Annotated in this window: 17 protein-coding genes and 2 tRNA genes; 2 read left to right on the top strand and 17 right to left on the bottom strand. The window is 69.7% G+C overall.

All coding sequences use genetic code 11. The features are described from left to right. Nucleotides 1-74: 74 nt before the first annotated feature. The 12 genes from rpoB to ACIRYZ_RS09315 all read right to left on the bottom strand — a co-directional run bounded on the left by rpoB (nt 75) and on the right by ACIRYZ_RS09315 (nt 12668). Entirely contained in the window at nt 75-3551 is a 3477-nt protein-coding gene (gene rpoB / locus ACIRYZ_RS09260; RefSeq protein ID WP_393025253.1) for a DNA-directed RNA polymerase subunit beta, read from the bottom strand. A 685-nt stretch (nt 3552-4236) separates the two neighbouring features. Beyond that, nucleotides 4237-4620 carry a 50S ribosomal protein L7/L12 gene (gene rplL, locus ACIRYZ_RS09265; protein WP_360494915.1) on the bottom strand — a complete coding sequence of 128 codons (384 nt, stop codon included), beginning with the start codon at nt 4618-4620 and terminating at the stop codon, nt 4237-4239. A 90-nt stretch (nt 4621-4710) separates the two neighbouring features. Further along, nucleotides 4711-5274, bottom strand: a complete 564-nt coding sequence (gene rplJ / locus ACIRYZ_RS09270) for a 50S ribosomal protein L10 (protein ID WP_030290437.1) — start codon at nt 5272-5274, stop codon at nt 4711-4713. A 359-nt stretch (nt 5275-5633) separates the two neighbouring features. After that, a complete protein-coding gene (locus ACIRYZ_RS09275) occupies nt 5634-6512 on the bottom strand; it encodes a hypothetical protein (RefSeq protein WP_402941640.1) in 879 nt (292 codons plus the stop codon). Nucleotides 6513-6647: 135 nt separating this feature from the next. Beyond that, nucleotides 6648-7574 (bottom strand): hypothetical protein, encoded by a 927-nt coding sequence (locus ACIRYZ_RS09280; RefSeq protein WP_402941642.1) that lies wholly within the window; start codon nt 7572-7574, stop codon nt 6648-6650. Between the two features lie 88 nt (nt 7575-7662). Continuing rightward, nucleotides 7663-8514: a hypothetical protein gene (locus ACIRYZ_RS09285; RefSeq protein WP_402941644.1), complete on the bottom strand. Its 852-nt coding sequence runs from the start codon at nt 8512-8514 to the stop codon at nt 7663-7665. Nucleotides 8515-8618: 104 nt separating this feature from the next. After that, nucleotides 8619-9401 (bottom strand): hypothetical protein, encoded by a 783-nt coding sequence (locus ACIRYZ_RS09290; protein WP_402941645.1) that lies wholly within the window; start codon nt 9399-9401, stop codon nt 8619-8621. A 226-nt stretch (nt 9402-9627) separates the two neighbouring features. After that, nucleotides 9628-10350 carry a 50S ribosomal protein L1 gene (rplA, locus tag ACIRYZ_RS09295; protein ID WP_030290441.1) on the bottom strand — a complete coding sequence of 241 codons (723 nt, stop codon included), beginning with the start codon at nt 10348-10350 and terminating at the stop codon, nt 9628-9630. A gap of 76 nt (nt 10351-10426) precedes the next feature. After that, nucleotides 10427-10861 (bottom strand): 50S ribosomal protein L11, encoded by a 435-nt coding sequence (gene rplK / locus ACIRYZ_RS09300; RefSeq protein ID WP_387617018.1) that lies wholly within the window; start codon nt 10859-10861, stop codon nt 10427-10429. A 165-nt stretch (nt 10862-11026) separates the two neighbouring features. Beyond that, nucleotides 11027-11911: a transcription termination/antitermination protein NusG gene (nusG, locus tag ACIRYZ_RS09305; RefSeq protein ID WP_402941647.1), complete on the bottom strand. Its 885-nt coding sequence runs from the start codon at nt 11909-11911 to the stop codon at nt 11027-11029. A gap of 209 nt (nt 11912-12120) precedes the next feature. Continuing rightward, nucleotides 12121-12444, bottom strand: coding sequence for a preprotein translocase subunit SecE (gene secE, locus ACIRYZ_RS09310; RefSeq protein ID WP_393025232.1), 324 nt, complete (start codon nt 12442-12444; stop codon nt 12121-12123). Nucleotides 12445-12595: 151 nt separating this feature from the next. Beyond that, nucleotides 12596-12668, bottom strand: a tRNA-Trp gene (locus ACIRYZ_RS09315). 285 nt (nt 12669-12953) lie between these two features. Between ACIRYZ_RS09315 and ACIRYZ_RS09320 the strand changes: the two genes are divergently transcribed. Together ACIRYZ_RS09320 and ACIRYZ_RS09325 are read left to right on the top strand one after the other, a co-directional pair. Next, complete coding sequence (locus tag ACIRYZ_RS09320) at nt 12954-14201, top strand: pyridoxal phosphate-dependent aminotransferase (protein ID WP_402941650.1); 1248 nt, start codon at nt 12954-12956, stop codon at nt 14199-14201. A gap of 259 nt (nt 14202-14460) precedes the next feature. Further along, nucleotides 14461-15504, top strand: a complete 1044-nt coding sequence (locus ACIRYZ_RS09325; RefSeq protein WP_387617026.1) for an adenosine deaminase — start codon at nt 14461-14463, stop codon at nt 15502-15504. On the opposite strand, the gene ACIRYZ_RS09330 is transcribed toward ACIRYZ_RS09325, so the two are convergent. From ACIRYZ_RS09330 to ACIRYZ_RS09350, 5 genes are all read right to left on the bottom strand, one after another. Next, nucleotides 15501-16544 (bottom strand): UDP-N-acetylmuramate dehydrogenase, encoded by a 1044-nt coding sequence (locus tag ACIRYZ_RS09330; protein WP_402941652.1) that lies wholly within the window; start codon nt 16542-16544, stop codon nt 15501-15503. The two genes, ACIRYZ_RS09325 and ACIRYZ_RS09330, sit on opposite strands and share 4 nt — an antisense overlap. 182 nt (nt 16545-16726) lie before the next feature. Further along, on the bottom strand, nt 16727-17149 hold the full coding sequence (locus ACIRYZ_RS09335) for a MaoC family dehydratase (protein WP_380608311.1): 423 nt from the start codon (nt 17147-17149) through the stop codon (nt 16727-16729). A 5-nt stretch (nt 17150-17154) separates the two neighbouring features. After that, nucleotides 17155-17613, bottom strand: coding sequence for a MaoC family dehydratase N-terminal domain-containing protein (locus ACIRYZ_RS09340; RefSeq protein WP_402941654.1), 459 nt, complete (start codon nt 17611-17613; stop codon nt 17155-17157). Nucleotides 17614-17729: 116 nt separating this feature from the next. Beyond that, the gene (gene rpmG / locus ACIRYZ_RS09345) at nt 17730-17894 is read right to left on the bottom strand and encodes a 50S ribosomal protein L33 (protein ID WP_006604855.1); all 165 of its coding nucleotides are present in this window, start codon (nt 17892-17894) and stop codon (nt 17730-17732) included. An 83-nt stretch (nt 17895-17977) separates the two neighbouring features. Further along, nucleotides 17978-18050, bottom strand: a tRNA-Met gene (locus ACIRYZ_RS09350). Nucleotides 18051-18056 lie beyond the last annotated feature (6 nt).

The raw sequence follows: 18056 nt of genomic DNA on the forward strand, positions 1-18056 counted from the left end.
TCGAGAGTCTTATCTGTGGTCTGAGGGGGGCCTGGGGGCGGGCCGGCTGCTCGGGGCAGCCGGCCCGACCTCCGTCAGACCTCTTCGACGCTGCTCGGCTCGCGCCGGGACAGGTCGATGCCGAGCTCCTCGGCGGCGCGGAACACGTCCTCGTCGGAGTCCCGCATCTCGATGGACTGGCCGTCCGAGGACAGCACCTCCACGTTGAGGCAGAGCGACTGCATTTCCTTGATGAGAACCTTGAAGGACTCGGGAATGCCGGGCTCGGGGATGTTCTCGCCCTTGACGATGGCCTCGTAGACCTTGACTCGGCCGAGGACGTCGTCGGACTTGATGGTGAGCAGCTCCTGCAGTGCGTACGCAGCGCCGTACGCCTCCAGGGCCCACACCTCCATCTCACCGAAGCGCTGACCACCGAACTGCGCCTTACCACCGAGCGGCTGCTGGGTGATCATCGAGTACGGACCGGTCGAACGGGCGTGCAGCTTGTCGTCGACCAGGTGGTGCAGCTTGAGGATGTACATGTAGCCGACCGAGACCGGCATCGGGAACGGCTCGCCGGAGCGGCCGTCGAACAGGCGGGCCTTGCCGGTGGAGTTCACCAGGCGCTCACCGTCACGGGTGAGGGTGGTGTTGTCCAGCAGGCCGGTGATCTCGTCCTCGCGGGCGCCGTCGAAGACCGGGGTGGCGAGGTTGGTCCCACCCTCGACCTGGTCGGCGCCGATCGCCTGCAGGCGCTGGGCCCACTCGTCGGCGAGACCGGAGACGTCCCAGCCCTGCTTGGCGAGCCACCCGAGGTGGATCTCCAGGACCTGTCCCGGGTTCATTCGGGACGGGACACCCAGCGGGTTGAGGATGATGTCGACCGGGGTGCCGTCCTCGAGGAAGGGCATGTCCTCGACCGGCAGGATCTTGGAGATGACACCCTTGTTGCCGTGGCGGCCGGCGAGCTTGTCACCGTTGGTGATCTTGCGCTTCTGGGCCACGTAGACGCGGACCAGCTGGTTCACGCCCGGGGGAAGCTCGTCGCCCTCCTCGCGGTCGAAGACGCGGACGCCGATGACCTTGCCGGACTCACCGTGCGGGACCTTCAGCGAGGTGTCGCGGACCTCACGGGCCTTCTCACCGAAGATCGCGCGGAGCAGGCGCTCCTCGGGGGTCAGCTCGGTCTCACCCTTCGGGGTGACCTTGCCGACGAGGATGTCACCGGTGACGACGTCGGCGCCGATCCGGATGATGCCGCGCTCGTCGAGGTCGGCGAGGACCTCCTCGGAGACGTTCGGGATGTCCCGGGTGATCTCCTCGGGGCCGAGCTTGGTGTCACGGGCGTCGACCTCGTGCTCCTCGATGTGAATCGAGGAGAGGACGTCGTCCTGCACGAGGCGCTGCGACAGGATGATCGCGTCCTCGTAGTTGTGACCCTCCCACGACATGAACGCCACGAGCAGGTTCTTGCCGAGGGCCATCTCGCCCGCGTCGGTGCAGGGGCCGTCGGCCAGCACCTGGCCGGACTCGACCCGGGCGCCCTCGTCCACGAGCACCTTCTGGTTGAAGGCGGTGCCCTGGTTGGAGCGGGTGAACTTGGCGGCGCGGTACGTGGTGTACGTGCCGTCGTCGTTGGCCACGGTGACGTAGTCGGCCGAGACCTCCTGGACGACACCGGCCTTCTCGGCGGTGATCACGTCGGCGGCGTCGACGGCGCAGCGGTACTCCATGCCGGTACCGACCAGCGGGGCCTCGCTCTTCAGCAGCGGCACCGCCTGGCGCATCATGTTCGAGCCCATGAGCGCGCGGTTGGCGTCGTCGTGCTCGAGGAACGGGATCATGGCGGTCGCGACCGACACCATCTGGCGCGGCGAGACGTCCATGTAGTCGATCTCGGAGCCCGGGATGTAGTCGATCTCGCCACCACGGCGGCGGACCAGGACGCGCGGCTCGGCGAAGTGCAGGTCCGCGGTCAGCGGCGCGTTCGCCTGGGCGATGACGTAGCGGTCCTCCTCGTCGGCGGTGAGGTAGTCCACCTGCTCGGTGACCACACCGTCGACGACCTTGCGGTACGGGGTCTCGATGAAGCCGAAGGCGTTGACCCGGCCGTACGAGGCCAGCGACCCGATCAGACCGATGTTCGGGCCTTCCGGGGTCTCGATCGGACACATGCGGCCGTAGTGCGAGGGGTGCACGTCACGGACCTCGAAGCCGGCGCGCTCACGGGAGAGACCACCGGGGCCGAGGGCGGACAGACGACGCTTGTGGGTCAGGCCCGACAGCGGGTTCGTCTGGTCCATGAACTGCGACAGCTGGCTGGTGCCGAAGAACTCCTTGATGGAGGCGACGACCGGCCGGATGTTGATCAGGGTCTGCGGCGTGATCGCCTCGACGTCCTGGGTGGTCATGCGCTCGCGCACGACGCGCTCCATACGGGCGAGACCCGTACGGACCTGGTTCTGGATGAGCTCGCCGACGTTGCGCAGGCGGCGGTTGCCGAAGTGGTCGATGTCGTCGACCTCGACCACGATGTCGCGGCCGGTCTCGTCGCGCCACTCGGTCTCACCGGCGTGCAGCTTCACCAGGTACTTGATCGCACCGATGATGTCGGGCTCGGTGAGCACGCCGGAGTCCAGCGACTCGGCGTTGCCCAGCTTGCGGTTGAGCTTGTACCGGCCGACCTTCGCCAGGTCGTAGCGCTTCGGGTTGAAGTACAGGTTCTCCAGAAGCGTCTGCGCGGCCTCGCGCGTCGGCGGCTCGCCCGGACGCAGCTTGCGGTAGATGTCCAGCAGCGCGTCGTCCTGGCCCTGGGTGTGGTCCTTCTCCAGGGTGTTGCGCATCGACTCGTACTCGCCGAACTCCTCGAGAATCATCTCGTTGGTCCAGCCGAGAGCCTTGAGCAGCACGGTGACGGACTGCTTGCGCTTGCGGTCGATGCGGACGCCGACCATGTCGCGCTTGTCGATCTCCATCTCCAGCCAGGCACCACGCGAGGGGATGACCTTGCAGGAGTAGATGTCCTTGTCGGACACCTTGTCCAGGGTGGAGTCGAAGTACACACCCGGGGAGCGGACCAGCTGCGACACGACGACACGCTCGGTGCCGTTGATCACGAACGTGCCCTTGTGGGTCATGAGCGGGAAATCGCCCATGAAGACCGTCTGAGACTTGATCTCACCGGTCTCGTTGTTGGTGAACTCGGCCGTGACGAAGAGCGGAGCCGCGAACGTGAAGTCGCGGTCCTTGCACTCGTCAATGGAGTTCTTCGGCGGCTCGAAACGGTGGTCGCGGAAGGTCAGGGACATCGACCCGCTGAAGTCCTCGATCGGGGAGATCTCCTCGAAGATCTCCTCCAGACCGGACTTGGTGGGGACGTCCTGACCGGACTCCAGCGCCTGCTCGACCCGGGTCTTCCAGGCCGCGTTGCCGAGCAGCCAGTCAAAGCTCTCGGTCTGCAGGGCCAGGAGGTTCGGGACCTCGAGGGGCTCCTTGATCTTCGCGAAGGAGACGCGGAGCGGGGCGGTGGATGCGGCGGAATTGTTCGAGGCGTTGCGCGGCGCGGCCAAGAGGGGGGTCCTTCCGAGGGCTCGGAGCTCACTACGCGCGTACCAGCCGGGCCTGCTTGAGCCTAGGTGCCGCCTCCCGCCACCGGCCTCTGTCGGAGTCGAAACCCCAGGTCAGAGCCGCTTTGCGGAGGCGGTGCCAGACCCCTTCAGGGCAACGCAAACTCCGGGCGACGAGTCACGGAGAAGCTAACAGGCAGCGCAAAGGGACAGTGTAGCCAAAGGCCACACTGCTGTCCAGCTCTGATTCGGAGACCGAATCGGAGACTCCTCCCGGTAGCCGGCGGACGCGTGCGCCCACCGGGTACTGCTCTAACTCACGTGGAGTCACTTCCCGCCGGAGCCGCTGGTTATGCATCCAGCCGCAAACCAACCGGGCGGACTCGCGCCTTGAGAATCGCGCGCCGCGCCGGGTTCGTCAAGGGCCCGCCGGCGGCGCGGACCTCGACCCGTCTATCGGCCCGAACCCCTCCGGCGTTACAGAAGCCGTGGTGGGGGCCACCGTCGATGACGGTGATCACCATACTCCTCGGCGCCGACAGTGCCGAGTGGGCGTTCGGCCACACCGGTGGCCGTGCCGATCCGGACAGCGGAAGGGGACCGCGTGTCCGGAAACGCGAAAAGGCCGGGCCGACCACCCGCAAGGGTGATCGGCCCGGCCTCAGGCCCCCTCAGAGGGGGCGAGAAGTCACTTGACGGTGACCTTGGCGCCGGCACCCTCGAGGGCGGCCTTGGCCTTCTCGGCAACGTCCTTGGCAACCTTCTCCAGGACCTTGGCACCAGCGGTGTCAACGAGGTCCTTGGCCTCCTTCAGGCCGAGGGAGGTCAGGGTGCGCACCTCCTTGATGACCTGGATCTTCTTGTCGCCGGCACCGTCGAGGATGACGTCGAACTCGTCCTGCTCCTCAGCGGCCTCGGCGGCCGGGCCGGCAACGCCGGCGGCGGCAACGGCGACCGGGGCGGCAGCGGTGACGTCGAACTTCTCCTCGAAGGCCTTCACGAAGGCAGCGAGCTCGATGAGGGTGAGCTCCTCGAACTGCGCGAGCAGCTCGTCCTGGGTCAGCTTCGCCATGATTGGCGTCCTTCCACTAAATCGGCAGGTGGTGCCGGATGTACGGGTTGGCGGGCGTACGGGCCCGCAGCGAGGCGTGAGCCTGCGGAATTACTCCGCGGCCTCGTCCTCGGCGGCGGGAGCCGGCGTACCGGCACCGCCCTGCTCGACCTTGTCGCGCAGCGCGTCCACGGTGCGGACGAGCTTCGACGGCAGGGCCTGGAAGAGCGCGGCAGCCTGGGACTGCTTGGCCTTCAGGGCACCCGCCAGCTTGGCGAGCAGCACCTCGCGGGACTCGAGGTCCGCGAGCTTCTTGATCTCATCGGCGGACAGCGCCTTGCCGTCAAGGACACCGCCCTTGATGATGAGAGCGGGGTTCTCCTTGGCGAAGTCACGCAGAGCCTTCGCCGACTCCACCGGGTCACCGGTGACGAAGGCGACAGCCGTCGGACCGTTGAACAGGTCGTCGAGCTCGGAGATCCCGGCCTCGTTGGCCGCGATCTTGGTCAGCGTGTTCTTCACCACGGCGTACTCGGCGTTGTCGCCGAGCGAGCGACGCAGGGTCTTGACCTGCTTCACCGAGAGACCGCGGTACTCGGTCAGCAGCGCCGCGGAGGAGCCACGGAACTTGTCCGTGATCTCGGCAACGGCAGCAGCCTTGTCGGGCCTGGCCATAGGCTTACGCCTCCTTCCGTGATGTCGAAGTCCGGCCGACCGTGAAGTCGACCATTCACACCTCGAACCGACCGGACGGAAGGAAAGCTCCTGCGGAAACGCAATGAGCCCCGGTGCGCAGGCGCACGGGGCTCGAAACGACCTCAACGGGCGACCCGCGCGAACGCGGACCCGGAAATCGAAGCTCCAGACACACCTGCGCGGGCTGCCTGCGCGAAGCGCAGATCCTTCGGCCACCGACTCCCTCACGGGCGATCGGCGACAACCAGCGGTCTTTGGCTTCGGCAACAGTAACCGGACCGTTCGTACGGCGCAAATCGCCCCCCGAGCCCCCGGGCGGGTGAAGGCCCGGGAGCGGCTCAGCGGGCCAGCGGGGAGATCGTCCGGACCCCGGTGTCCACGGTGTCCGTCTCGGCCGGGGCCTGGGCCGAGAGCAGCGGCCCGGCGAAGTCCGAGTAGAGCACCGAGTCGTCCGCCCGCCCGCTGTCCCCGGTACCGGTGCGCTGCAGCCGGACCAGCTGGTCCTTGTCGTTGAGCCAGAGGTCCACGGTGAGCGAGAGCGAGCCGCCGAGCGCCAGGGCCGCCCGCAGGCCGTCCCGGCGGGCCTGGCTCAGCTGGGTCTGGGCGGCCGCGTACTTCTCGGCGGTGGTGGTCACCCGGTAGTGCTCGACGGCCGAGTCCTCGTACTTCTCCTCGCCGACGAAGGTCGGGTCCACCCCGTCGGCGGTGGCCGCGGCCAGCGCCTCGACCGGGTTCAGCTGGTCGATCAGCCCCGCGTACGGGACCTCCTTGTGACCGTCCGGTCCGGGCGGGACGGTGAAGCGCTCCCAGTGCTTGCCGCCGTTGCGGGCCGCGGTCGCGGCGTCGCCGCCCTGGTAGGCGACGGTGTCCACGACGATCAGCTGCTCGGCCTCGGCCGGGGTGGAGCGCTTGATCTGCAGCGCCGTCTTGGGCGCCCAGAACAGCGAGCCGGAGCCGGCGTCGGCGCCCAGCCGGTAGCTGACCTTGGCCCGGCGGGCGGTCTGCGCGGCCAGCTCGGCGGAGAGCAGCACGCCGTGCGGCGACCGGTCGGTCGGCTTGGCCGGACCGGTCGGGGTCGCGCTGGTCGACGGGGCACTGGCGGACGTCGGACTGCCGGACGGCGTGTCGGCGGCGTCGTCGCCCCCGCCGCAGCCGGTCAGCCCGCTCGCGAGCACGGCGACCGCGGCCAGCGCCGCCAACCGCTGCCGTCCCGCCATCGTCCGTTCCTCTCTCACCCGGGCCACCTTGCCATCCGGACCGGGATCAACCGGTGGCGGCCCCCTCGTCGAACTCCACCAGCCCCGACTCATCCACCGGGTCGGACGAGTCGGGCGCCGGAGCGCAGGAGGGGATCAGCTGCCGGAGCCGCTGTCGGCGAGCTTCGCCAGGTCGGCGAGGGTGAGGAAGTCACCCGGGGTGGAGGCGATGACCGGGGTGCCGTAGTCCGAGTAGCTCACGGCGACGTTCATCGGTCCGGCCTTGGTGTCGGCCTGCTCCATCCGCTTGACGACCAGCTGGTCGGCGTCGACCCAGACGTCGACCTGCTCGCTGGTGACACCGGCCTTGTCCAGGTTCTGCTTGATCCGCTCGGCCTGCTCCTGGGTCACGCCCGGGCCACTCGCTTTGACCAGGTCGGCGGCGGCGAGCTCGCCCGAGTAGTGGGTGGTCGCCTTGCCGTTCACCGTCTCCGGGCCGACCTCGGTGACCTTGCCGCTGGCGATCAGCGTCCGGACCCCCTGGACCGGGTCCGCGCTCTGAAGCTGGTCGGTCGAGCCGCCGCTGGCCTTGGACATCTCGGCCTTGTCGTAACGGAGCCAGCGCGGGCCGCCGCCGCTCTGGACCAGCTGACCGCCCAGGCCCATGAACATCGCGTCCTTGGTGTACAGGTAGTGCACCTTCGGCCCGCCGGTGAGCGGCTCCAGGACCTTGGCCATCGGGGAGCCGGTCAGGTCCATGGTCAGGTCGGCCTCCAGGCCGTCGGACCAGTCCATCGCCCCCTGGCCCTTCATGGTGACCTGGCCGATCGTGATCGTCTCGTCGACCTTGGCCGACTTGGCGGCGCTGGTCTTCTGGGAGACCTGTTCGAGGTAGACCGCCGGGCTCACCTTGGTCGGGGTGGCGGCGGCGGACGGGGTGGCCGCCGCGGCGGTGGTCGGCGCGGCGGTGGTCGGCGCGGCCGGGGCGGCGTTCTTGCTGTCGTCGTTGTTGTTGCAGGCGGTCGCGGTCAGCGCCAGGGCGGCGAGGACGACGGCGACGGCGGCCTTGCGGGTTCCAGCCATTGGTTCCCCCCTTGAGAACCCCCGGGCGCGTGGTGCGCCCGGGGCGGTAGCCGGTGGTTGGTGCGGATCGAGCAGGTGCGGGACCTGCTCAGCCGAACAGCTTGAGCAGGTCGGCCTGGGAGCCGAGGTCGCCGGCGGCGGGCGCCTCGATCTTGTCGCCCTTGCCCAGGTCGGAGTACTTGACGGTGACGGCCTGCGACTCGCCGTTCGTGTCGCCGTACTCCTGGTACTTGACGAGCTCCTGCTTGCCGTTCAGCCAGAAGTCGATGGTGAGGGTTTTGCCGTCCTCCTCCAGCTTCTTCTGGACGGACTGGCGCTGGTCCGGCGTGAGCGCGGTCATCCCGGCCACCAGGACCGAGGTGTCCTCGACCGCCCGCAGGTGGGTGGTCTGGACGCCGTCCACGGTCTCCTGGCCGACCTTGGTCAGCTTGCCGCTCTGGGCGGCGACGGTGAGCTGGGCGACCGGGTTCATCATCTGGCCCATCACGAGGAAGGCACCGCCCATCTCCTCCGAGGCGGGCACCTTGACCCAGTGCTTGCCGCCCAGGGCCGGGGTGCTGGCGTCGTCGCCGCCGACGTAGGCGTCCGTCCCGACCACCCGGACCTTGAGCTTCTTTCCCGACATGTCCATGGCCACGTCCGCGGCCACCTTGCCCGGGTCCTTCCAGTCGGCGGTGCCGCCGCCACCGGGGTTGGAGGTGTCCGCGGAGGTCATGGCGACCTTGCCGTTGCCGGCCTTCTGCATCACCAGGGCGGAGGCGGCCAGCGCGGCCTTCGGGTCCCCGGTCAGCGCGCCCGCGAGCGAGCCCGGGTCCTGGGCGGAGGCGCTCTTGGCGTCGCTGCTCTTGGCGTCGCTGCCGCCCTTGCTGCCGCAGGCGGTGAGGGCGGCCAGCAGGACGGCGGCGGTCGCGACGGTCGAGGCGAGGCGCACAGCGCGCATGGAGGTACCCCCGTAGGTTCTTCGGAAGAGCCGATCCTCAGCTTCTTCTCACGCGGACTCTAACGGATCGCCGGATCCGTTCCGCACCGAATATCCCCTTCCCGTCACCCGGCTGCGGCGGCTGTCGTGTCCCCCGCGCCGGAGGCTGAGACGTCCGTCGTGGTCACCGTGGTTCCGGCGCTCCCCCGGGCCGTCTCACGCAACCTCAACAACCGCTGGCCGGGGCCGACCCAGACGTCGTAGCCGATCTCCGCCACCCCTTGCCGGCGGTACCAGTCGACCACCACTGCGAGCTGCTGCGGGCTCAACTCCCGGTCCGCGCCGAAGTAGTCGGCCACCGGCGCGGAGCCCTGGTAGTGCGCGACGGTCAGTCCGGCGAGCTGCTCGCCGCCGAGCGAGCCGAGCCGGTCGGTCTGGGCCATCGCGTACGCCCGGCTGCCCGGATTGGTGACCAGGTCGGTGGTCCAGCCGCCCGCGTAGTCGGCCGGGTCGGCCCCGGCCTTCGGGTCGAGCGACTCGGCGGTGGCGCGGTCCGCGCGCTTGGCCACGCCGCCCTGGTAGGCGAGGTCGATGGCGCCGTCCCGGAGGGTCAGCTGCCCGGTGCCCAGTTCGTCGGTGACGGTCAGCGCGGCCTCGTCCCGGTCGCCCCAGGCCAACGTGCCGCTCGCGGTGCGCTTGCCGGACGCGCTCTCCCGCACCACGTCGATCCGGGCGCCGCCGGTGTCGTCCAGCCCCTGGGCGGCCGTGAGCACCACCTGCTTGGGCGGCACCGGTGCCGGCTCACCGGGGACGCGGGTGCCGGGGGCGGCCAGGACGCTGCAGCCGGTGACGGCGCCGAGCAGCAGCAGGGCCGCCGCGAGCGCGGCGGGGCGAAGGGCGGGCGGCACGGCACACTCCTGCGGTCACAGGTTCTCCACATGATCTGACCGGCAGAGCGTACGACGCTTCGGGCACACGTTCCCATCCGCCCGTGTCCCGATCCGGCAACCGTTTCGGCGGCCCTTCCTGGGCCCCTTCCGACGGTCCCTTCCGCACCGACGAACGACGGCGGGCCCGCACCCCCGGTGAAGGGGGTACGGGCCCGCCGTACGGACTGCTCTAGAGCGCTGAGGCTCAGACCGCGGCCGGGTCCTCCTCGACGAGGAGGTTGCGGGTGCGGTTCGGGTCCACCTGGATGCCGGGGCCCATGGTGGTCGAGAACGCGGTCTTCTTGATGTAGCGGCCCTTGGCGGCGGACGGCTTGGCGCGGAGCACCTCGTCCAGCGCGGCGGCGTAGTTCTCGACCAGCTGCTCGTCGGTGAAGGAGGCCTTACCGATGATGAAGTGCAGGTTCGAGTGCTTGTCGACGCGGAACTCGATCTTGCCGCCCTTGATGTCGTTGACAGCCTTGGCGACGTCCGGGGTCACGGTGCCGGTCTTCGGGTTCGGCATCAGACCACGGGGACCGAGCACGCGGCCCAGGCGGCCGACCTTGCCCATGAGGTCCGGGGTGGCGACGACGGCGTCGAAGTCCAGCTTGCCCTTCGCGACCTCGTCGATCAGCTCGTCGGCACCGACGATGTCGGCACCCGCAGCACGCGCGGCCTCGGCACGCTCGCCGGTCGCGAAGACCAGGACCCGAGCGGTCTTACCGGTGCCGTGCGGGAGGATCACGGTGCTGCGGACCATCTGGTCGGCCTTGCGCGGGTCGACGCCCAGACGCATGGCGACCTCAACGGTGCCGTCGAACTTGGTGGTGCTGGTCGCCTTGGCGAGGCGGACGGCCTCGAGGGGGGCGTAAAGGCGCTCGCGGTCGACCTTGGCGTCCGCGGCCTTCAGAGCCTTGCTGCGCTTCACTGCTGCTCCTGAATGGTGATTGGAGTTGTGGTGTCTCGGGCCTGCGCAGGCCCTACCACAAGGGACGAGAAGGTGATCAGCCCTCGACGGTGATGCCCATCGACCGGGCGGTGCCGGCGATGATCTTCTCCGCCGCGTCCAGGTCGTTGGCGTTCAGGTCGGGCATCTTGGTGGTGGCGATCTCGCGGACCTGGGCGCTGGTGAGCTTGGCGACCTTGGTCTTGTGCGGCTCGCTGGAGCCCTTCTCGATACCGGCGGCCTTCAGGATGAGGCGCGCGGCCGGCGGCGTCTTCGTGATGAAGGTGAAGGAACGGTCCTCGTAGACCGTGATCTCCACCGGCACGATCATGCCGCGCTGCGACTCGGTCGCAGCGTTGTAGGCCTTGCAGAACTCCATGATGTTGACGCCGTGCTGGCCCAGCGCGGGGCCGACCGGCGGCGCCGGGTTGGCCGCACCGGCGTTGATCTGGAGCTTGATAAGCCCCGTGATCTTCTTCTTCTTGGGAGGCATGTCTCTCCGGGTCCTTCCGAGAGGTGATTGCTGGTGCGTGCGGAACCGGGGCGACACCCGGCCGCCAGCACACACATCGGACCAGGCTAACGCGTCCGCGCCGCTGGACCAAAACGGATTCGGGGCGGGGCCGTCGGCCCCGCCCCGAATCCGAAGACCGTATGACTAGTTCTTCTGGATCTGGTCGAAGGAGAGCTCGACCGGGGTCTCCCGGCCGAAGATCTCGACCAGGCCCTTGACCTTCTTCGAGTCGGGGTTGATCTCGTTGATGGTCGCCTGCAGGGTCGCGAACGGGCCGTCGGTGACGGTGACCGAGTCGCCCACCTCGAAGTCCAGCACCTGGATCTCGGTCGGCTTGACCGGCGAGGGCTTGCCGGCCTCCTTGGCGGCCTGGCGCTCGACGTCCGGGGCGAGCATCTTGACGACCTCGTCCAGGGTCAGCGGGTACGGGTCGTAGGCGTTGCCGACGAAGCCGGTGACACCGGGGGTGTTGCGCACGACGCCCCAGGACTCGGGGGTGAGGTCCATGCGCACCAGGACGTAGCCGGGGAGCTTGTTCTGGCGGATGGTCTTGCGGTCGCCGTTCTTGATCTGGACGACCTCCTCCTGCGGCACCTCGGCCTGGAAGATGTACTCCTCGACGTTCAGCGAGACGGCGCGCTGCTCCAGGTTCTGCTTCACCCGGTTCTCGTAGCCGGCGTAGGTGTGGATCACGTACCACTCACCCGGCATGAAGCGCAGGTCCTCGCGGAACTTGGCGACCGGGTCGACCTCGGCGGCGTCCTCGACGGACTCCTCGACGGACTCCTCGACGACGTCCTCGTCGGCGGCGAGCTCCTCGTCGCCCTCCACGTGCAGCGCGGCCTCCTCGGCGGGCTCGCCGGCCTCGGCCTCGTCGAAGGCCTCGACCTCGTCCTCGTCACTGTCCGAGGCGTCCACGATCTGCTCGGCGGTCTCAGTGTCGTCAGCCAGCTCGGCCGCGTCCAGCTCGGCGGCGACATCCGCCTCGCGGACGGTCTCGTCGGCGTCGTACAGGGGGGACTCAGACACGGTGGCTGCTTCTTTCCTGGAGATGGTGAAGGTGGCGCGCTCCGAAACCGGACCGGCGCGCGGCCGCTCGCGCGGGCGCCAGGAGAGGTCTCGGAGACTTCAACAGTACCGAGTCCACGGTACGCGCGCGTACGTCCGCCGCAGACAGCTCGACCCGGGCCGAGAATTCGGCCCGGGTCGGGAGGTGGTTCCGGAGGTGGGGCGGCCGGTCAGCCGAAGACCAGAAGGCTCAGCTTGGAGAGGCCGTAGTCCAGGCCGGCGACGAAGGCCATCACGACCACGACGAAGGTCACCACGACAGTGGTGTAGTTGGTCAGCTCGTTCCGGGAGGGCCAGACGACCTTGCGCAGCTCGGCGATGATCTGCCGGTAGAACAGACCCATCCGCGCGAACAGACCCTTCTTGGCCCGCTTGCCGGACTTCTTCTTGCCGGACTTCTTGTCGCCCTCGGCAGACGTGGTCTCGGCAGCGCCGTCGGCCCCCTCGGGGTTGCCGCTCTCAGGCGTTGCGGTGGAGCCCGTGGTCTCCGTCACTCGTCCTCACCTGAATCCGGGTCCGGCCGAACATCACCTGCGTACCCGTTTGAGGCACGAGCGGTCGGCTTAAGCGGTGCTGATCGGTGCCCTCTCCGCATCAAGCCCGCTCGCTCTGTGGAGCGAACGGGCTGATGAACGGATCGAGCAGCAGGGCAAGAGGGACTCGAACCCCCAACCGCCGGTTTTGGAGACCGGTGCTCTACCAATTGAGCTATTGCCCTACGGAGCCTTGCGGCTCCTGGTGGCGACCAACTTACCGCATCTCCCCCCGCTGTCTGCACAGGCGGTGAAAGCTCCGGTCTTTTTCGGTGGCCGTCGAGGAGCGAGTGTACGTGGTCGAGGGGTGTTTGGTCGAACCTCTTCTTCCGAGTCCACCGGCCGCCCGGCAGATGTCCGGCCCGGCGCGGCGATCACCGGCGGATCGGCGGGAGCCGTGATGCGGACGAAGCCGTACGGATACTGAAACCGCGAGGCCCGGTCCGTCCCGGTTCTGCGACGATGCAGGCATGAGCGCTTCCACCCCGCAGCCCGACCAGTCCATCCGCCCCGCCGACCGCCGGGTCTCCGCCCGGATCGGCGCGATCGCCGAGTCCGCGACCCTCGCCGTGGACGCCAAGGCCAAGGCCCTCAAGGCCGCCGGCCGCCCGGTGATCGGCTTCGGTGCCGGCGAGCCCGACTTCCCCACGCCGGACTACATCGTCGAGGCGGCCGTCGAGGCCTGCCGCGACCCGAAGAACCACCGTTACACCCCGGCGGGTGGCCTGCCCGAGCTGAAGGCCGCGATCGCCGCGAAGACGCTGCGCGACTCCGGCTACCAGGTGGACGCGTCCCAGGTGCTGGTCACCAACGGCGGCAAGCAGGCGATCTACGAGGCCTTCGCGGCGATCCTGGACCCGGGCGACGAGGTCATCGTCCCGGCCCCGTACTGGACCACCTACCCGGAGTCGATCCAGCTGGCCGGCGGTGTCCCGGTGGAGGTCGTCGCCGACGAGACCACCGGCTACAAGGTCTCGGTCGAGCAGCTGGAGGCCGCCCGCACCGAGAACACCAAGGTGGTGCTCTTCGTCTCGCCGTCCAACCCGACCGGCGCGGTGTACACCCGGGCCGAGGCCGAGGCGATCGGCCGCTGGGCGCTGGAGCACGGCCTGTGGGTGCTCACCGACGAGATCTACGAGCACCTGGTCTACGGCGACGCGGAGTTCACCTCGCTGCCGGCCCTGCTGCCCGAGCTGGCCGACAAGTGCATCGTGGTCAACGGTGTCGCCAAGACCTACGCGATGACCGGCTGGCGGGTGGGCTGGGCGATCGGCCCCCAGGACGTGATCAAGGCCGCGACCAACCTGCAGTCGCACGCCACCTCGAACGTCTCCAACGTCGCCCAGCGCGCCGCGATCGCCGCCGTCTCCGGCGACCTGTCCGCGGTGCACGAGATGCGCACCGCCTTCGACCGCCGCCGCAAGACCATCGTGCGGATGCTCAACGAGATCGAGGGCGTCGTCTGCCCCGAGCCCGAGGGCGCCTTCTACGCCTACCCGTCGGTCAAGGGCCTGCTGGGCAAGGAGATCCGCGGCCGGCGCCCGCAGACCTCCGGCGAGCTGGCGAGCCTGATCCTGGACGAGGTCGAGGTCGCCGCCGTCCCGGGTGAGGCCTTCGGCACCCCCGGCTACCTGCGGTTCTCCTACGCGCTCGGCGACGAGGACCTGGTCGAGGGCATCAGCCGGATCCAGAAGCTGCTCGGCGAGGCCCGCGACTGAGACCCAACCCCGAGGTAGTTCCGGTACGGACGTCAATCCGACGTACGGGATTCACCCACCGCCCCGAGCCGAAGGGCGCGCCAGCGCCGAAAGCGACGAGCGACCAGCGAGGAACGAGCGCCGGAGCGAGGAACGTCGGCGCCGGGTCAGGAGCGCCCGGAGGCGAGCGGGCGAGTAGCAGCACCGCCCTCTTTCACCCCTTCGGGGGACGGAAAGGGGGCGGTTCCCGTTTGGGGGCCGTATACGGCAGTATCGGCGAATGGAACGCCTGTTGAACCCGCGAGACGTCAGGGGCCTCCCGAAGGCCCACCTGCACCTGCACTTCACCGGCTCGATGCGGCCCGCCACCCTGCTTGAGCTGGCCGACAAGCACGGCGTCCGGCTGCCGGAGGCGCTCAGCTCCGGCGAACCGCCCCGACTGCGGGCCACCGACGAACGCGGCTGGTTCCGCTTCCAGCGCCTCTACGACACCGCCCGCTCGGTGCTCCGGGACGAGTCGGACATCCGTCGGCTGGTCCTGGAGACGGCCGAGGACGAGAAGCGGGACGGCTCCCGCTGGCTGGAGATCCAGGTCGACCCGACCTCCTACGCGCCCCGGCTGGGCGGGCTGATCCCCGCGCTGGAGCTGATCCTGGACGCGGTGGAGCACGCCGCCGGGGCCACCGGGGTGGGCATCCGGGTGCTGGTCGCGGCCAACCGGATGAAGTCCCCGATGGACGCCCGGACGCTGGCCCGGCTCGCCGTCCGGTACGCCGACCACGGCGTGGTCGGCTTCGGCCTCTCCAACGACGAGCGCCGCGGCCTGGCCCGGGACTTCGACCGGGCCTTCGCGATCGCCCGCAAGGGCGGGCTGCTGGCCGCCCCGCACGGCGGTGAGCTGGCCGGGCCGGAGTCCGTCCGGGACTGCCTGGACGACCTGGGCGCCGGCCGGATCGGCCACGGCGTGCGGGCCGCCGAGGACCCGCGGCTGATGGCCCGGCTCGCGGACCGCCAGGTCACCTGCGAGGTCTGCCCGTCCTCCAACGTCTCGCTCGGCGTCTACGAGCGCCCCGAGGACGTCCCGCTGCGCAAGCTGTTCGACGCCGGGGTGCCGCTGGCGCTCGGCGCGGACGACCCGCTGCTGTTCGGCAGCCGGCTCGCCGCCCAGTACGACCTGGTCCGCGATGTGCTGGGCTTCAGCGACGCCGAACTCGCCGAGCTGGCGCGGCAGTCGGTGCGCGGCTCGTGCGCGCCGGAGGCCGTCCGCAAGGAACTGCTGGCGGACATCGACGCCTGGCTGGTGGACGGGCGCGGCGCCGCTTAGAGCTTGACGCCCACCATCACCGGCTCGTTCACGAGCTCCACCCCGAAGACCTCCCTGACCCCGTCCCGGATCTCCCGGGCCAGCGCCAGCAGGTCCTCGGCGGTGGCCGAGCCGCGGTTGGTGAGCGCCAGGGTGTGCTTGGTGGAGAGGGTCGCCGGGCCACTGCCGTAGCCCTTGCCGAAGCCCGCCTTGTCGATCAGCCAGGCCGCCGAGGTCTTGGTGCAGCCCTCCTGGGCCGGGTAGGCGGGGGCGTTCTCGGCGCCCGGGCGGGTGCGGAAGGACTCGTACTGCGCGGCCGTGAGCACCGGGTTGGTGAAGAAGGAGCCGGCCGACCAGGTGTCGTGGTCCGCCGGGTCCAGCACCATGCCCTTGCCGGAGCGCAGCTTCAGCACCGCCTCGTACGCCTCCCCCAGCGGCACCCGCTCGCCCTGCTCGACGCCGAAGTGCTTGGCCACCTCGGCGTACTTGACCGGGGTGGAGAGGCCCGCGTGGTCCGTCAGGGCGAACCGCACCCGCAGCACCACATAGCGGTCCGGCTCGGCCTTGAATCGGCTGTGGCGGTAGGAGAACGCGCACTCGGCGTTCGTCAGGGTGACCACCTGGTCGTCGACGCGGTCGTACGCGACCACCTCGGTGATCGTCTGGGCGACCTCCTGGCCGTAGGCGCCGACGTTCTGCACCGGGGTCGCGCCGGCCGAACCGGGGATGCCGGCCAGGAACTCGACGCCGGCCAGGCCGTGCTCGCGCACCGCACGGGTGACCGCCTCCGACCACACCTCGCCGGCCGCCAGCTCCAGCACCACGCCGTCCAGGGCGAAACCGGTGGTGGCGATCCGCAGCACCGTGCCGGGGAAGCCGGCGTCGCCGATCACCAGGTTGGAGCCGCCGCCCAGGACCAGCAGCGGCTCGCCGGCCGCGTCGGCCTCGCGGACGGCGGCGATCACCTCGTCGTCGGTGTGGGCGGTCACCAGGCGGCGGGCCGGGCCGCCGAGCCGGAGCGTGGTCAGCGGGGCGAGGGGGGCGTCGTTTTCTACCAGCACGCCCACCAGCGTACGGGTGCGGGGGCGGCCGACCCGCCGCCCCCGTGGCCGGAGCCCCCCCCGTGCTCAGGCCCTGGCGGACTCGGCGGCGTCCACAAGGACGAAAACCGCCCCGGAGGCCCGTCGAGCGGGCCTCCGGGGCGGCCGATCAGCGGCAGCCCGGTCGACGAAAGGGCTGCGGCTCAGGCGAGCCGGACGACCGCCTTGGACATCCCGAGCACCTTCTGCCCGCCGGTGGTGGCCAGCAGGTCGACCTGCACCTTGCGGTCGTCCAGCTTCTTGGCGACCTTGGCGGAGACCTCGACCACCGCGCCGACCCCGTCGTTCGGCACCGGCACCGGACGGACGAAGCGGACGCCGTACTCGACCACCGCGGCCGGGTCGCCGGCCCAGTCGGTGACCACCCGGATCGCCTCGGCCATGGTGAACATGCCGTGCGCGATGACGTCCGGCAGGCCGACCTCCAGCGCGAACTTCTCGTTCCAGTGGATCGGGTTGAAGTCGCCGGAGGCACCCGCGTACTGCACCAGCGTGGCGCGGGTCACCGGGAAGGACTGCGCCGGGAGCTCGGTGCCGACCTCGACCTCGTCGTAGTTGACCGTCATGCCGCTCACTCCCCCGACTCGTCGGCGGCCCGGGCCACCAGCGTCATGATCGACGTCACCACGTGCTCGCCGCTCTCGTCCGCCACCTCGCCGCGCACGGTGAGCACGTCGTTGCCCGCCAGCGACTTGATGTTGTCGATGGTGATCGCGACCGTCAGCCGGTCGCCGGCCTGCACCGGACGGGTGTAGACGAACTTCTGGTCGCCGTGCACCACCCGGCTGTAGTCCAGGCCCAGGTCCGGGTCCTCGACCACCTGGCCGGCCGCGCGGTAGGTGATCACGAACGGGAAGGTCGGCGGGGCGATCACGTCCCGGTGGCCGAAGGCCTTCGCCGCCTCCGCGTCGGTGTACGCCGGGTTGGCGTCCCCGATCGCGATCGCGAACTCGCGGATCTTCTCCCGGCCGACCTCGTACGGCTCGGTGGGCGGGTAGCTACGCCCGATGAAGGAGGGGTCGAGCGCCATGGCAGCTCCTCGAAACGCGGGTGGATACGAAAAAACTCCGGGCCGCACCCCCCTTGAGGGATGCGGCCCGGAGTAGAAGACCTGAATTCACACAGGCCCGACGCCCTGTGACAGGGTCAGCGGGTCTCGCGGTGCGCAGTGTGCGAGTTGCAGCGGGGGCAGTGCTTCTTCATCTCAAGACGGTCCGGGTCGTTACGCCGGTTCTTCTTGGTGATGTAGTTCCGCTCCTTGCACTCCACGCAGGCCAGCGTGATCTTCGGGCGGACGTCGGTGGCAGCCACGGGAGTGCCTTCCTTGGACAACGAATAAGAACACAACAAGAGTAGCCGACCGGGAGTGCGATCTCCCGACCGACTACGCGGGGTAGCGGTGACCGGACTTGAACCGGTGACACAGCGATTATGAGCCGCTTGCTCTACCAACTGAGCTACACCGCCACAGTG

Source organism: Kitasatospora sp. NPDC101155 (assembly GCF_044768305.1).
Classification (GTDB): domain Bacteria; phylum Actinomycetota; class Actinomycetes; order Streptomycetales; family Streptomycetaceae; genus Kitasatospora.